General features: G+C 54.8%; 12 protein-coding genes. 6 read left to right on the top strand and 6 right to left on the bottom strand.

Features of this window, described 5'->3' with window-relative positions; translation table 11 throughout:
• Positions 1 to 19 precede the first annotated feature (19 nt).
• Complete coding sequence (locus B1C80_RS16045) at positions 20 to 1,639, top strand: amidohydrolase family protein (RefSeq protein WP_077922202.1); 1,620 nt, start codon at positions 20 to 22, stop codon at positions 1,637 to 1,639.
• Positions 1,640 to 1,812: 173 nt separating this feature from the next.
• On the opposite strand, the gene B1C80_RS16040 is transcribed toward B1C80_RS16045, so the two are convergent.
• From B1C80_RS16040 to B1C80_RS16030, 3 genes are all read right to left on the bottom strand, one after another.
• Positions 1,813 to 2,328 carry a hypothetical protein gene (locus B1C80_RS16040; RefSeq protein WP_077922201.1) on the bottom strand — a complete coding sequence of 172 codons (516 nt, stop codon included), beginning with the start codon at positions 2,326 to 2,328 and terminating at the stop codon, positions 1,813 to 1,815.
• 246 nt (positions 2,329 to 2,574) lie between these two features.
• Positions 2,575 to 4,170, bottom strand: a complete 1,596-nt coding sequence (locus B1C80_RS16035; protein WP_077922200.1) for a M28 family peptidase — start codon at positions 4,168 to 4,170, stop codon at positions 2,575 to 2,577.
• A gap of 85 nt (positions 4,171 to 4,255) precedes the next feature.
• A complete protein-coding gene (locus tag B1C80_RS16030) occupies positions 4,256 to 5,275 on the bottom strand; it encodes a lysylphosphatidylglycerol synthase transmembrane domain-containing protein (RefSeq protein ID WP_077922199.1) in 1,020 nt (339 codons plus the stop codon).
• Between the two features lie 130 nt (positions 5,276 to 5,405).
• Here B1C80_RS16030 and B1C80_RS16025 point away from each other — a divergent pair, with 130 nt between their 5' ends.
• The 4 genes from B1C80_RS16025 to B1C80_RS16010 are packed head-to-tail and all read left to right on the top strand — an operon-like array spanning position 5,406 to position 9,689.
• A complete protein-coding gene (locus B1C80_RS16025; protein WP_077922198.1) occupies positions 5,406 to 7,508 on the top strand; it encodes a hypothetical protein in 2,103 nt (700 codons plus the stop codon).
• A 5-nt stretch (positions 7,509 to 7,513) separates the two neighbouring features.
• Entirely contained in the window at positions 7,514 to 8,281 is a 768-nt protein-coding gene (locus B1C80_RS16020; protein ID WP_077922197.1) for a glycosyltransferase family 2 protein, read from the top strand.
• Positions 8,247 to 8,648 (top strand): DUF2304 domain-containing protein, encoded by a 402-nt coding sequence (locus tag B1C80_RS16015; protein WP_077922196.1) that lies wholly within the window; start codon positions 8,247 to 8,249, stop codon positions 8,646 to 8,648. Before B1C80_RS16020 ends, B1C80_RS16015 begins: the two co-directional genes overlap by 35 nt.
• Positions 8,649 to 8,657: 9 nt before the next feature.
• Positions 8,658 to 9,689 (top strand): glycosyltransferase family 2 protein, encoded by a 1,032-nt coding sequence (locus B1C80_RS16010; RefSeq protein WP_201723567.1) that lies wholly within the window; start codon positions 8,658 to 8,660, stop codon positions 9,687 to 9,689.
• Between the two features lie 4 nt (positions 9,690 to 9,693).
• On the opposite strand, the gene B1C80_RS16005 is transcribed toward B1C80_RS16010, so the two are convergent.
• Positions 9,694 to 11,523, bottom strand: a complete 1,830-nt coding sequence (locus B1C80_RS16005) for a hypothetical protein (protein ID WP_139361663.1) — start codon at positions 11,521 to 11,523, stop codon at positions 9,694 to 9,696.
• 124 nt (positions 11,524 to 11,647) lie between these two features.
• Here B1C80_RS16005 and B1C80_RS16000 point away from each other — a divergent pair, with 124 nt between their 5' ends.
• Positions 11,648 to 12,865: a glycosyltransferase family 9 protein gene (locus B1C80_RS16000; protein ID WP_077922193.1), complete on the top strand. Its 1,218-nt coding sequence runs from the start codon at positions 11,648 to 11,650 to the stop codon at positions 12,863 to 12,865.
• Positions 12,866 to 12,868: 3 nt separating this feature from the next.
• On the opposite strand, the gene B1C80_RS15995 is transcribed toward B1C80_RS16000, so the two are convergent.
• The gene (locus tag B1C80_RS15995) at positions 12,869 to 13,606 is read right to left on the bottom strand and encodes a hypothetical protein (RefSeq protein WP_077922192.1); all 738 of its coding nucleotides are present in this window, start codon (positions 13,604 to 13,606) and stop codon (positions 12,869 to 12,871) included.
• Positions 13,603 to 14,394 (bottom strand): class I SAM-dependent methyltransferase, encoded by a 792-nt coding sequence (locus B1C80_RS15990; protein ID WP_077922191.1) that lies wholly within the window; start codon positions 14,392 to 14,394, stop codon positions 13,603 to 13,605. Before B1C80_RS15990 ends, B1C80_RS15995 begins: the two co-directional genes overlap by 4 nt.
• Positions 14,395 to 14,418 lie beyond the last annotated feature (24 nt).

Here is a 14,418-nt window from a genome sequence, read left to right as displayed (position 1 = left end):
CCCAACCGATATTCCCTCCATGCATTCACGTTTTACGGCTCTTTCCATCCTGCTGGCGGTCTGGTGTCAGGTCGCCATGGCCCAGATTCCGAAAGCCCCGGCCCGCGCCGAGGGCGATGGTCCCTACAATCGGCTCATCATCCGGGGCGTCACGCTCATCAACAGCACCGGTGCCCCGCCCGTTGGACCCGTCGATATTGTGGTCGAAAAAAACCGGATTGCCCAAATCCGGCAGGTTGGCTACCCCGGCGTGCCGATCGATCCTAAGTCGCGCCCCCAGGCCAGCGCGGGCGATAAGGAGCTGAACTGCGACGGCATGTTTCTGATGCCGGGCTTCATCGACATGCACGGCCATATTGGCGGGCAGGCGCAGGGGGCCAGTGCCGAATATGTGTTTAAACTCTGGCTCGGCCACGGCATCACCACCATCCGCGACCCGAGTTGCGGAAACGGCCTCGACTGGGTACTTGACCAGCGTGCCAAAAGCAGCCGCAACGAGATCACGGCCCCCCGTATTCTGGCCTATACCGTATTTGGACAGGGCAGCAAAGACCCCATCAGTACGCCCGAGCAGGCCCGCGCCTGGGTGCGGCAGAACGCCCAGCGCGGAGCCGACGGTATCAAGTTTTTCGGGGCCGAACCGGCCGTTTTCAAAGCCGCCCTCGACGAGAACAAAAAGCTGGGGCTACGGTCGGCCTGTCACCACGCCCAGCTCGAAGTGGCGCGGATGAACGTGCTGGCTACCGCCAAAGCCGGGCTGACGAGCATGGAGCATTGGTACGGACTGCCCGAAGCCCTCTTTGCCGACCGCACCGTTCAGAACTACCCGGCCACCTATAACTACAACAACGAGCAGAACCGGTTCGAGGAAGCGGGTAACCTCTGGCAGCAGGCCGCCAAACCCGGCACCGAGCGCTGGAACAAGGTCATGGACGAGCTGATTGCGCTCGATTTTACCCTCGATCCTACCTTCAATATCTACGAAGCCAATCGGGAGCTGATGCTGGCCCGGCGCGCCGAGTGGCACGAAGAATACACCCTGCCCAGCCTGTGGCGATTTTACGGCCCCAGCCGCATCTCGCACGGGTCGTACTGGCACAACTGGGGTACCGAGCAGGAAGTGGCCTGGAAAAAGAATTACCAGCTCTGGATGGAGTTCATCAACGAGTACAAGAACCGGGGCGGGCGCGTGACGACGGGGTCTGACTCGGGCTTTATTTACCAGCTCTACGGTTTCGCCTACATCCGGGAACTGGAGCTGCTGCGCGAGGCTGGTTTCCACCCGCTCGAAGTGGTTCGGGCCGCTACGATCAAAGGGGCCGAAGCCCTGGGTATGGCCGATCAGATCGGTTCCGTCGAGGTGGGCAAACTGGCCGATTTCGTCATCGTAAAAGAAAACCCGCTGGCTAACCTGAAAACGCTCTACGGCACCGGCGCCATTCACCTCAACGACAAAAACGAAGTCGAGCGGGTCGGGGGCGTAACCTATACCGTAAAAGACGGGGTGGTCTACGACGCCAAAAAACTCCTGGCCGACGTGCGCAAACTCGTCGCCGACGCCAAGGAGAAAGAAGGCTTCGAAATCACCCAGCCCGGCCAGCCCGCCAAAGCCAGTAAAGTAGGCGGGGGCAAAAACTAGTTTGTGCTTACATTCAGCCACATGAGCAGGGCCAGCCGGACAATCCGGCTGGCCCTGCTCATTGTTATCGTGCTCTGTAAATGAGCAATCCAGCGTTAGTTATTGATGGTAAAAATAAGTGGCTGACAGCTAGTTGTTTAGTTGGGAATCTACTCACAATTCGCGTTAGCCCGTTAAAGGCTAAACGCGATCAGGCTGCCCGGGTTTGAGCTAACTACCTGAAGCTCGTTGGAAACCAGCCGGCTCGGGTAGACAGCGTCACTCCCTCGGTCAAGGCGGATCTGAAATATATAGCCATCCTTCACCGCCACGGCGTTTGTAATCCGGAAGCTGCCGGCTCGGCGACCCAAGTCCTGATCTACGGAATACAGATTTAGCCAGGGAGCTGACAGGACTGAGGCTTTGGCTACAAAATAAAAAACATAAATATCCGGGATACTGGTACCTCGACCAGACGGGATTGGGATAAAAGCCTGAGCTATTCCTTTGCGGGTATAGTGCTGCTCCATCAGAACCGTTGCTTTGCTGCCTTTTATAAAATCGCGCAAAACGGTCTGGCAACTCCGCAGCGTCTCGGTCGTGTCGACACGGGCGAAATCAATGGCTGACTGGGCAAATGCCCCCGGGGTGAGTAGGTTGACGGACAGAAAAAGGCAGGCCCAAATCGACCGGTTCAGTAGTTGTTTCATGTTGTGAATAGAATAAATGGTATAAGCCTGTACCGAGCCGATATACCCGTTCGTCAGTATAGCCAGTAACTCACCTGAACGAAGAATGTTTCTGATAAAGATACGTGTTCACGGCTGATAAACAACGGGTTCGGTCAATTGGGTCTGCACCAGCTATGGATACCCGATGCCCTTTAATAGACTCGCTTTTGTCGTTCCTGGGAATGACAAAAGCGAGGATTTATAACCAGATCAACTACCTGAAACTTACTGTTTGTTGCTGTCGACGGCCAGGCGCTGGTCGCGGTTGGCGATGTCCCAGGCGGTATAGAAAACGAGCCGGGCCGACTTTTCGGCGAGTTTGAAGTCGATCTTCTCAACGTCGTCCGTGGGGCGGTGGTAGTCGGCGTGGAGGCCGTTGAAATAGAAGATGATGGGTATTTTGTGCTTGGCGAAGTTGTAGTGGTCCGAGCGGTAGTAGATGCGCTGCGAGTCTTTCGGATCGTTGTATTTATAATCCAGCTCCATACCGATGTACTTCTTGTTCGTCTCCTCGCTGATTTTATGCAGGTCTGAGGAGAGCTTGTCGGAACCGATTACGTAGATATAGTTGTCCGACTTGCCCTGGTGCAGATCATCGACGCGGCCTACCATGTCGATGTTCAGATCAGTGACCGTTTTTTCCAGCGGGATAACGGGGCTCATGTCGGCATAGTATTCGGAGCCGAGCAGCCCTTTTTCCTCACCCGATACGGTCAGGAACAGGATCGACCGGCGGGGGCCTTTACCGGCGGCTTTGGCTTTGGCAAACGCCTGCGCAATCTCCAGCACCGATACCGTTCCTGAGCCGTCGTCGTTGGCGCCGTTGTTGATCTGCCCGTCGGCGCTGATCCCGATGTGGTCGTAGTGCGACGAGATGATCAGCACTTCGTCTTTTTTGTCGGTGCCTTCAATAAAGCCCAGTACGTTCGAGGCCTGGGTTTTTTCATCGACCCGGTCGGCCTTGACGGCTACCGTACCCGCCAGCGACGAGGCTACGGGCTTCTGGGCCTGGGCGAGCTGGGTGGCGGTCTGGGTCAGGGTAGCCGCCGAGGTATTGAGCAGCGCAGCCCCCATGTCGGATGAGATCAGGAATACGCCGACCGAGCCTACGTTTTCGGCGCCGGGTTTGAGGCTGAGCCGGTTGAAGCGGTTCTGCATGACGCTGCGCTGGGCCAGCAGCTGTTTGAACGCGTCGGCCGATTCAGCCGCGATGATGAACAGCTGAGCCGCTCCTTTTTCTTTGGCCAGCAGACTCTTGGCCCGCCAGCCGTTGGGGCCACCCCATTTGGAGGCATCGGTGGTGCCGCTGATCAGGCGTTTGCCGTCGCTGGCTTTAGGTTCGTCGTCAAAAATGACCACGGCTTTGCCTTTTACATCCTTCCCCGCGTAATCGTCATAATTGGTGTCGCTGATGCCGTAGCCGGCCAGCACGGTTTCGTAGCTGGTTTCGGTCGGGAGGTACAGCAGGCCGTTGGGCATGAAGTCTTTCAGGTGCTCGAACCGTTTGCCACCGGCGCTGACGTACAGGTCGCCCCATGATTTTTTGTAGAGCGTATAGGGCTGCTGGTAGTCGAGTTTACCGCTTTCGGTTTTGACGAGGGGTTTCAGCCCCAGGGAGGCAAACTGACCGGCAATGTACTCAGCGGCTTTACGCTGGCCGCGGGTACCGGTTTCGCGGCCTTCCATGTCGTCGGCCGCCAGGATGCGGAGGTGTTTTTCGAGGTCAGCAGCCGTAATGGTGTTGGCAAACTTCTCCTGCGCCATACTCGCCAGCGGCAGGCTAATCAGGCCTGCTGCCAGCGTTAGTTGTTGAATGGTCATTGAACGGATTTGTTGAAAAATATGGCTTCAATATACGACGGAGCGCCGACAAATAGGGACACCCGCCGGTAAGCCCGCTGTTTTCTTAGCCTTCCAGTCCATTGGTCTGCGGGCGGGTTTGTATGAGTATCGGCACAATCAGGAAGCTGATGCCACTGAGCAGGAGGGAGTACCCGATCTGAACAGCATGAATAAATGTAGCGACGATAACGCCCTCGGGCTCGTTCAGGCCATAGAGCATCAGCACCCGGCTAACCAGAAAATGATAGGTGCCGAGTCCGCCCTGCGTCGGTACGGCCAGTCCGCCGAGCGAGCTAACCGTCAGAATAGTCAGGGCTGCGGTGGGCGGCAGGGCGCTGGTTAGGTCAGAGGCCAGGAAGAGGACGTAGGTTACCGACCCGATCAGGACGTAGCTGAGTACCGTCAGGCCGATAAACAAACCCGGCTGCCGGAGCCGGCGAATGCCCATGAACCCCTGCCCCACGGAGCGGCCAACGCCCAGCAGCCGGGTCGTCAGCCGATGCTGCCGTATGGCGGGTGTTCGGGCCAGCCAGTAAACCAGACCCGCTGCAACCAGCCCCGTCAGTACGCCCAACCCCACCCACAGGCCCGTGTCGGTTCGGATCGAAAAGCGGGTGAGTGACGGCCCCAGCAGATCGAGCAGATACTGGCCTGCCCGGTTGAACTCGAGTAACAAGGTGAGGCCGATGAGTACACCCAGCATGAGAATATCGATAACGCGCTCGGCAACTACCGACCCGATCCCCTGCGCCAGGGGTATGCCGTCGGTGCGCTGAAGGGTGCCGCACCGGGTCAGCTCACCCGCGCCGGGAATGATCATACTCGCCATGGCCCCCGCCAGCAGGGCTACGGCTGTTCGGAACAACGTTGGCCGGTAGCCCAGCGCCTGGAGTGTCAGTTGCCAGCGGGCCGCCCGGAGCAAGTAAAACCCTACAATCAGCGCGCCCGCCAGGGCCAGCCATCGACTGTCGGCCTGCCGGAACTGAGCCGCCAGATCGGTGAGGGAAATGCCATCCAGCACGTACCACAGCAGTCCGATGGCCAATCCAATCGGGATGATCTGCCGGACAATAGCCTTCTTCATGCGGGCAAATTAGGTAAATTTGTAAACAGACAACCCGTAGCTGGTAGAACTGGCACGGTATTAGTAGTTTTGATTTTTGCGTAACTACCGTTATCGCTCAACCCGTACAATAATCCTTCCGTAGCCTCTCATGTCGAAAAAAAGGAAAGGGTCGCCCGGTGGACCGGCAACGCCTTCGCCCAGCCGACCTGCCCAGCCACAATCACCCGTACAATCCGCAGGGGTCCGTTCAGAACCCGTTGGGCCAGCCGTTGGGCCAGCCGTTGCTCAGGCCCTGTCTGACACCAGCCGTCCGTTTGAACTGATCCGCTTCGACAAGCGGCTGAAATGGTACCTGGGTCTTTGTGCAGCCCTGTTCGTGTTGATCACGCTGGCTAAAATTCATCCCATTTCACTGGCCATGTGGAATGACCTGATGCCCGACGGGAGCAATCCGAAGCGGGGGCTCATTTCCGGCCAGCCGCGCCGGATCCGGATGGATGATTACGCGGTAGGAACACCCTGGATTTTATCGCAGGCCAACAAGGGGTTTCCTACAGTCAATGAAACGATAGGGGGGGAGCACGCACCCATTCTGGTGACGCCAACCCATCACTTCAGCGAGATTTTCCGGCCCGACCACTGGGGCTTCTTCGTTTTGCCTATTGACCAGGCTTACGCGTGGCTCTATAACTCACGGGCTTTTATGGCTATCGTCGGGGCTACGCTGATGCTGTTGCTGCTGACCCGCAATAATTTCTGGCTCTCCATATTTGGCAGTATATGGCTGTTTTATTCGTCCGGAACAGTATCCTGGTCGTTTATTCCTGCTCCGCTCATTGCCGGCACCAGCTTTATCTTCGTAGCTACGGTTTACCTGCTTTACGGCAAAAATCGAACTCAGGTGCTGGTGGCGTCGGTAGCGCTGGCCTGGCTGCTGATGGTCTACGCCCTGATCCTGTACCCGCCCTATCAGGTACCGCTGGGGTATGTGCTGCTCTTTCTGCTGATCGGTTATTTCATAAACAACTGGGATGTAAAACGGCTTTTCAGCAACTGGCCGGTGAAACTGACCGGTGGACTGCTGTCGCTGGCGGTGCTGGGCCTGGCTTTCTGGGCGTTCTACGTTGACGTGAAGCCAACGCTCAATGCCATTATGAATACCGTTTATCCGGGCAAGCGTAGTGAGTTGGGCGGAACGGGTTTTGTTGCCAACTGGTTCTCGGAGTTTTTCCGCTGGCAGATCGAAGATACGAAATTTCCGTCTAACTGGCTCAATCACTGCGAGTTGTCTCATTATATCACCTTCGCGCCCCTGATTATTCCCTTATCGCTCGTGGCTTTTGCTATGAGCCGGAAGATCGACTGGACCGTGTTGCTCCTGAGTGTGTTTGTCGTAATTGGGTATGTCTGGATCGAAGTCGGATTTCCTGAATGGCTGGCTAAACTTACCCTTCTGAACATGAGTCCTACCCGCCGTACACAAATTCCGTTTGGTATTGGTAATGTGTTACTTACGGTTCTGTATCTGCATTATCTGACGACTATCGATATCAAGCAGAATAAGGTATATACCGGCGCAGGCATAGCTGCGGTGCTGGGCTTCATGATCTACGCGGCTAACCTGAACGTAGCTGATTCGGCTGGTTTTTTCAGGCTAAACCAACTCATCATACCGATTGTGTTTTTCACGGTTCTGGGTTCGCTGCTGCTGTTTACCTGGCAACCGGCTTACCGGAATCTGATGTTTGGCGCCGGTATTCTGGTGTTCCTGCTGCCCAACCTGCGGCTCAACCCCGTCTCGAAAGGCTTGACGCCTATAACGGATCATGTGCTGTACCGCACCGTTCAGGATATTCACAAACAGGACCCGGCCGGGAAATGGGCTGTGTTTGGCGGACAGTTTGTCTCCTACCTGATAACCGCTACCGGGGTCGATTTGCTGAGCGGGGTGAAATACATTCCGCCCCGTACTACGTTGAAGGTACTGGACCCGACCATGAAGCGCGACTCGGCCTATAACCGCTACGCCCATACGATCTATAATTCGTACATCGACGGAAAAGACTCCGTTATCATTCAGAATACGTTTGAAGACGGCTACGTGGTGGCTATGGACCCGTGTTCGCCCCGCTTCAAACAGCTCAACGTGAAATACATCGTGTTCGACAAACAGCCGCAACCAGTTGAAACACGGTGTATGAAACTAGTGACGACGCTGGGGTCCATTCAGATATACCGTATCAACGAATAAGGCCTATGAACGCTGTCGATTTTCGGGTGTTGGCCGTGGTGCCGTGTTTCAACGAACAGGCGGCCATCGCTACTGTTGTTGACGAAACCAACCGGGTGAAACGCCGACACGGACTAAACCTGGATGTGCTGGTGGTAAACGACCAGTCGACGGATGATTCACTGGCCATCATTCAGACGCTGGAATGCCTCTACCTGAATCTTCCTGTCAATCTGGGCATTGGCGGGGCTATGCACGCAGGCTACAAGTACGCCTTTCGGCAGGGCTACGACATTGCCGTACAGATAGATGGCGATGGGCAACACCCGGCCGGCGAATTGCTGAAAATACTGGAGCCGATTTTTGCCGACAAAGCCGATGTCGTAATCGGGTCCCGTTTTCTGGAGCGTACCGGCTTTCAGTCGACCTACGTTCGTCGGCTGGGAATTCGGTATTTCCGGTGGCTCAACCAGTTACTGATCGGAACGTCTATTCACGATAGTACGTCCGGATTTCGGGCTTTCAACCGGCGCACCATCTGCATCACGAATAGCTATTACCCCGACGAGTACCCTGAGCCGGAGTCGATTGTTCAGTTTGGTTTACACAAACTACGCATACTCGAGGTTCCGGTCGTGATGCGCGAGCGGCAGGGCGGCACGTCATCCATCACGATGGTCAAATCTATTTACTACATGTTCAAAGTAACAATGGCGACGTTATTCGTGTATATTCGATTACAGAACAAACAACGCACGCATGGAATCATTACCGATTGTCATTCAGATACTTAGTCTGATCGGGGCGCTGGGGTTCATGTACTTCATCACCCGGCTTATTGTCATGGGGAAGCTGCGGGAGGAGTACTCCTTCATCTGGATTGCCTGTACTATCATCCTGATCGTTTTCTCCATCTGGCGGAAAGGGCTCGAACAGATCTCGCTGGCCCTGGGCGTTTTTTATCCGCCATCGCTGATTTTTCTGGCCGCTATTTTTGCAATTATCATCTTTCTGGTTCACCTCTCCGTTGTCAATTCGAAGATGCAGCAATCGGTAAAAGAACTGACCCACGAAATAGCCTTTCTGCGGAAAGAACTGGCAGAGCTGCGTCAGAATGAGCCTCCGGTGTCAGTTGATATGCCACTCGTAACGGAACCTTAACGTACGCTCGTGACAGCACCTCCGTTGCCAGAACTCAGTATCGTTATTGTTGCCTATAATAGTCTTGCCGACCTCAGCCGTTGTTTACCTACCCTGGCCCGAGCGGCCAGGAACCTGGCACACGAGGTCATTCTCGTCGACAACTACGGCCACGATCACCTCGCCGACTGGGTAAAAACGCATTATCCGGCCGGTCGATTCATCGCCAATCCCGTTAACTCAGGGTATGCGGGGGGTAATAATCTGGGTATCGGTCAGGCAACCGGCACCTGGACGCTGCTGCTCAATCCAGATACCGAACTCGAACCGGACAGCCTTGACCGGCTGATGGCTACGGCCCGCCAGAACCCCGACGCGTTCATTACGCCCAAGCTCCTCAACCCAGACGGTACCATCAACGCCTGTGGTAACCAGATGCAGTACACGGGCGTTACCAGCTGCCGGGGGCTGAACCAACCCGCGTCGGCCTACGTAGCCATCGAGGAGGTGCCACTGCTATCGGGCGCTGCGCTGCTGGCTCCCACCCGGGCGCTGCGTGAACTGGGGGGCTTCGAGGAGAGTTACTTCATGTACTTCGAGGATACCGATCTTTCGCTCCGCGCCCGGCTGGCAGCCTATACGCTACTCTGCGAACCCAGGGCGGTCATAACCCATTATTACCGGCTAGGTATGTCGCCCGATAAGTTCTATTACCTGGAGCGAAACCGGTTATTGACATTTCTGCGGGTGTTTTCCAGGTCGACGCTGATGCGCTTACTGCCCGCTCTGCTGCTGACCGAAGCTCTCATGTGGAGCTTTACCCTACGGGGCGTTTCGTACATGAGCGCCCGATTCAGGGCTTACCAGTGGATCTGGCAGCACGGGGCGGTTATTCGAAAGCAACACCAGCAAATTCAACGTCAACGGCGCGTATCGGATCGGCAGGTATTGCAGAACAGTCTCGTTGCATTACCCTTCGACCAGTTGGTAGGCGGTGGAGTAGGGAAAGTCCTGAATGCCCTGCTTCAGCCCATCTACCGGCTTTTGCGTCCCCGCTTATAGGCCATTACACGTCGAAACTGGCCGCCAGCGGCAGGTACGACTGCTGGCCTTTGGTAATTAGTCGAACGCCTAAAGTATAACGGCCTGGCTTCAGATCGGTTTTTTTGATAACACTCGAAAAGCCAGCTTCCAGCAATAACGGAGACTGATACTGGTTGGCAACGTCGTACCGGATTTGTCGGCGGGTTGTAAAGAGGTAAGAAGCCTGAGCAGATTGTGCCACCAGCTCAATCTGCGTATCGGCAGATGGCTGACTGTTGACGGCCCAGGCCTGATAAACTACCAGATAGTCGTTAGTAAGATAGGGTTTCACATCAGCGGTTACGTCGTTTGTTGGCACAAGCAGGCGGCTATCCAGCTGAGTTGGCTGGCTCTTTATATCGGCCAGGGTCAGTTTCGGTACCTGATAAATACCTTTTCTGAGAGCATCCTGAAAAATTTCTTTTGCCCGTTTGGGGTCGCCCCAGAAAAGGATGAGGTTATTGGGGTTGTCATTGTAAAGGGCGGTACTGAATTCAAGATTGGTTGTTCGATCGGCTACTTTTGCCAGGTGCTGCCGATACGAATTGGTGTACAGATAAACGGACAGGGCTAATCCCGATACAACCAGCGCAGCCCTGGAATAGGAGCCTCTCGTCGTTTCAACGCACAGAATATAAAGGCCTATCAACAACATGACAGACAGGATGCCGTAGCGCGGTCCCATTGCCTGGGCCACTCCGAATCCCGCCCGGCCTGCCGATACCGACAGGCAGCTGATGTACATGAATGCCAGCAAGGCCAGAATCGTAACGTTCGAACGGACAAGTTGCTTCCGGTACGCGTTGTAGGCGATTAGGGCGAGGATCAGGGCCAGCATCCATTTGCCGGCTCTGATGGGGTAAGCGGGCTGAGCCGAAAAATCAGAGCCGGTCAGCGTAAAAAAATGATCGAAGAACTGGCCGCTGTTATGCAGAAAGGTTTCCAGTATGGGCGGATGATGACCCGGTTTGACATACCCCCAGAAATACAAGGAAACCGTAACTACGGCAACACCTGCCCAGATACCCAGTTTACGGTACTCCTTCAGCAGAATCAGCACCGGCAGGCCCACCAGAAACGTAAATATGCCGTTCCCGCTGGTAAAAGCTGCTACTACCGCACTCAAACAGGCTATCGTAAACCAGACGGGCCGCTCCGATGCCCGACTAAGCGCATACAGGCTCAGCAGGGCAAAGACAACGATATAGAGATTCTGGATGGAGGCCATTCCCCAGACCGTCAACTCCCAGAAATGTAGCTGGAACAAAAGAAACGGAACCGGTAAGAAATAGAACAGTTTTTGCAGGAGGGTTAACGACCTGAACGAAGCCATGAACAGGAGCCAGGCCACAAATACCAGCGACAGATTCCCGAACAGAATCTGGTTACGAAAATTGACGTGTCCGCCTATGGCATAGTCGGCCAGGAAAACCAGCCGGTCAAAAACAATCCGGTGCTCGTTGTGCTGAGAAAAAATAAGCCGCCATGTATCGGCCAGCGAATGGGTGTCGAAGGCGTAGGTTGCAATGAACTGGAGGGTACTGTTGAAATCATCTTCGAAAGGAACGTTGACCGCATTGTGCCAAACCACGTCGTAGTACCGAATAACAGGCACCAACGCAACCAGGAGCATGACCGCACTTAACCCGAGACGCAGTGGGTTGGACAGATGAAACGGCTTCGCAACTGGTGTTTCGGATGAAGCAGCGGCAGCGGATAAGCCCTGTTTAGAGACAAAAGTGGGTGTAGGGCCGGGGTTTGTAGCTAGCTTCGTTTTTTGCCGGGCCGACGCGGTAGGTTTCGACTTCGCCATTGGGGGAGATCGTTGTTAGGTTAACAGTAAATTTATTCCCGATTGGGTAAAAACATAAGGTTGTAGGCTCATTTTCAGGCCGTAAGAATAATTTGCCGGTTATGACAGGCTGGCACTGTTTCGTATGACTATCAAATCGTTGATTCGAACGCTTAAAACGTCACCCTTGCTAACGCCCGTGCTGGCGCTCATCGACCTTACCCTGTTTCTGGTAGACACGCTGGCCATACTATCGGCAGGCCGTGTGCAGCGTCGGCCAAGATCGCTGCTCATAATTCGCGTCGACGTTCTGGGCGATTACCTGCTGTTCCGGAATTACCTGGCTACTATCCGTCAGTCAGATCGTTTCCGGGGCTATGCTATTACCCTATGCGCCAACTTGCCTATCCGAACCATTGCGGAGACGTTTGACAGTGACCTGGTCGACGCGTTCCTCTGGACCGATATCTACAAACTGTCGACTCAGCCCGTTTACCGGTTTCGTTTTATGCGGCAGCTCCGTCGGCAAGGCTTCGAGGTGGTTTTCTGCCCCACGTTCAGCCGCGTTCTGGTACTGGACGATTTTCTGGCTCGCGTATCGGGTGCGCCGGAGCGGGTAGGCTGCCTGACCGATTTTGTCAATATCAAGCGCTGGGAAGCCTGGTTTGGTAATCAGCTCTACACCCGAATGATCGACTCTGGCGCGGGTATTCTGTTCGAGCAGGAGCGTAACCGGCGTATTACCGAGCAGTTTCTGAGCCAGCCAGTGCCCACCTCCTCACTACATCTGGATAGCCAGCGGGCCAAACCAGTAGCAGTGCCGGATCGTTACGTTGTTCTGTCGCTGGGTGCCGGGCAGGATTTTCGGATATGGCCCGCCAGCCGGTACGCTCAGGTAACTCAGTTTATCCGGAAAAACTATCCGGCCTATCATATTGTCCTGACGGGAGCGCCCAATGAACAGGTCTATTCCGATGCCATGCTGGCGCTGCTAGCCGACCATTCGGCCATACTTGACCTGACGGGCCGGCTTTCCATTGCCGAGCTGATTTACGTTGTCAACCACGCCAGCCTGCTGATCACCAATGAAACTGGCATCGTACATATCGCGGCTTCTACCCAAACGCCTACCATCGTTGCTTCACAGGGAAAATCACTGGTTCGATGGCATCCATATCCGCACCCGTCAGGGGCACATATTCACCATCTGTATCCTGACTTCGTTGAGCAGCATCGGCACCGGCTTGACCAGATTGCTCCGCAGTTCAATCCCGAATCTCCGTTTTCGATCGATGTTATATCGGTTGAGCGGGTCATCGGTGCGGTTCAGAGCCTGCTGCCGGCTCAGCATCAGGTAGGGTAGCGGTTAAGCCAGGTGCTCAGCGATCATCCAGCCATCGGCCAGACTATGACCAATAACCCGGAAATCGGCCCTGGTTCGCACATCGTTGAATGAGCGAAAATGCTTCAGGTGGTGAATATCGTCGAGAATAAGCCAGTAGGGCCGGTTACCGAGTGTATCGCGAACGGTCTGGTATTCGAGCCAGCCGATACCACCCGCCGAGTCGAGTAAAACCAGCGGACGGTCATCGCGGTGTTTGATCAGCAGGTTTTGCAGTAAATCATCCTGTCGGCTAAGAAATGTCTCGCCAAACCAGTCTACCATACTGATAACCCAGTTTTTTCCCAGCTTGCCTTCGACCTCATTCGTGTAAAAACGGACCGGGTCCTCGAGCGTATCGATAAATACGTCGGCATATTGCTCATGATGAAGCAGGGCTTCGTCATGTTTGATAAAATGAAGGGCTTTTTCCTTGGCTACAGTATCGCCCCAGAGCGGCTTAACGAAGGGCCATTTCAGCAGATTAAACCGGGCAATAGTATGGAAGGTAAGGTTGCCTTCGATCGTATAATACGCCTTCGGTAATCGACCAGGCGAAAAAGCCCTGGCTAGTGTCTGGGTAGAGCCCGTACCGAGCCAGGTGCCGGTCTCGATGACGTAATCGATCTGGTTTTCGGTAAAAATTTGTTTCAGCGTCGATTGAAATACGTCATCCTTCGACATCGATACAGATTGGCGGGGGTAGTCTTTGTAACTTTTCATTTCGTGGGTAGGCTATGAGAGGGTCCGCGTCTGTTCAGTAGGGCTGCGTCCGATAATATGCGGCTTTTCATAAGCAGTCGAACGATTGCCGAAAGGCCAAGCCGACCCGCTACAACCAGGAACGGAAACAGAAAAGCAGGAATACGTTTGCGGGTATAGAGATGATAATTCAGAATTCGATGATAATGCAAACCGTATTGCTGACCCAGATAGGCCAGCGTTTGGGGCCTGTAAAGCGCTACGTGCTGGCCGTGGTGCGGGGCATAATACCACCAGTCGGTTATGGCCGGGGCCGGTTCGGGGCAGGGCTGGGTAGTGAAAAAAATGTTGTCTGAATACGCCAGGATTTTTTCAAGCTCCTGTCGGGGATGAGCAAAATGCTCGAAACATTCGAAAGCGGTAGCCAGTTCGTAGTGACCGGGTTCAGCATCGAACCCACGGGCCATAAAATTTTCGGCATAGAGGTCTGTCGAATAAAAATCAAATCCGATGTCCCGCATCAGCCGGGCCAGTGTGCCGTATCCACCTGCATAGTCCACGAATTTGCCGGCTCTGTCAAACGCGAAATAGAGCAGTGTGGCGGCCGATCTGCCCAGAATCAGACTCCGTTGCAGCGTGCCGGTGTCAGTTGCGGTAAAGGCGTTGCTATATGCCTCCGGAAGCCAGTAGGGGTCCTCTGTCTGAACAAAAGCGCAGGTTCGACACTCAAAATAAGTCACTTCATACCGGTGTAAAACGACCGTATTGAAGAGGGGAGTTGTCTCGCTTCCACACACGCGACATTGCATAACAGGAGGTTGGGTTTATGACTA

It is taken from the genome of Spirosoma sp. 209 (genome assembly GCF_002006735.1).
GTDB classification, from domain to species: Bacteria; Bacteroidota; Bacteroidia; order Cytophagales; family Spirosomataceae; genus Spirosoma; species Spirosoma sordidisoli.
This window is presented reverse-complemented; position numbering and strand designations above follow the sequence as displayed.

Excerpts from the sequence above, each read along its gene's own strand:
- B1C80_RS16045 (WP_077922202.1), top strand. The coding sequence starts at position 20 with ATGCATTCACGTTTTACGGCTCTTTCCATCCTGCTGGCGGTCTGGTGT.
- B1C80_RS16040 (WP_077922201.1), bottom strand. The coding sequence starts at position 2,328 with ATGAAACAACTACTGAACCGGTCGATTTGGGCCTGCCTTTTTCTGTCC.
- B1C80_RS16035 (WP_077922200.1), bottom strand. The coding sequence starts at position 4,170 with ATGACCATTCAACAACTAACGCTGGCAGCAGGCCTGATTAGCCTGCCG.
- B1C80_RS16030 (WP_077922199.1), bottom strand. The coding sequence starts at position 5,275 with ATGAAGAAGGCTATTGTCCGGCAGATCATCCCGATTGGATTGGCCATC.
- B1C80_RS16025 (WP_077922198.1), top strand. The coding sequence starts at position 5,406 with ATGTCGAAAAAAAGGAAAGGGTCGCCCGGTGGACCGGCAACGCCTTCG.
- B1C80_RS16020 (WP_077922197.1), top strand. The coding sequence starts at position 7,514 with ATGAACGCTGTCGATTTTCGGGTGTTGGCCGTGGTGCCGTGTTTCAAC.
- B1C80_RS16015 (WP_077922196.1), top strand. The coding sequence starts at position 8,247 with ATGGAATCATTACCGATTGTCATTCAGATACTTAGTCTGATCGGGGCG.
- B1C80_RS16005 (WP_139361663.1), bottom strand. The coding sequence starts at position 11,523 with ATGGCGAAGTCGAAACCTACCGCGTCGGCCCGGCAAAAAACGAAGCTA.
- B1C80_RS16000 (WP_077922193.1), top strand. The coding sequence starts at position 11,648 with ATGACTATCAAATCGTTGATTCGAACGCTTAAAACGTCACCCTTGCTA.
- B1C80_RS15995 (WP_077922192.1), bottom strand. The coding sequence starts at position 13,606 with ATGAAAAGTTACAAAGACTACCCCCGCCAATCTGTATCGATGTCGAAG.
- B1C80_RS15990 (WP_077922191.1), bottom strand. The coding sequence starts at position 14,394 with ATGCAATGTCGCGTGTGTGGAAGCGAGACAACTCCCCTCTTCAATACG.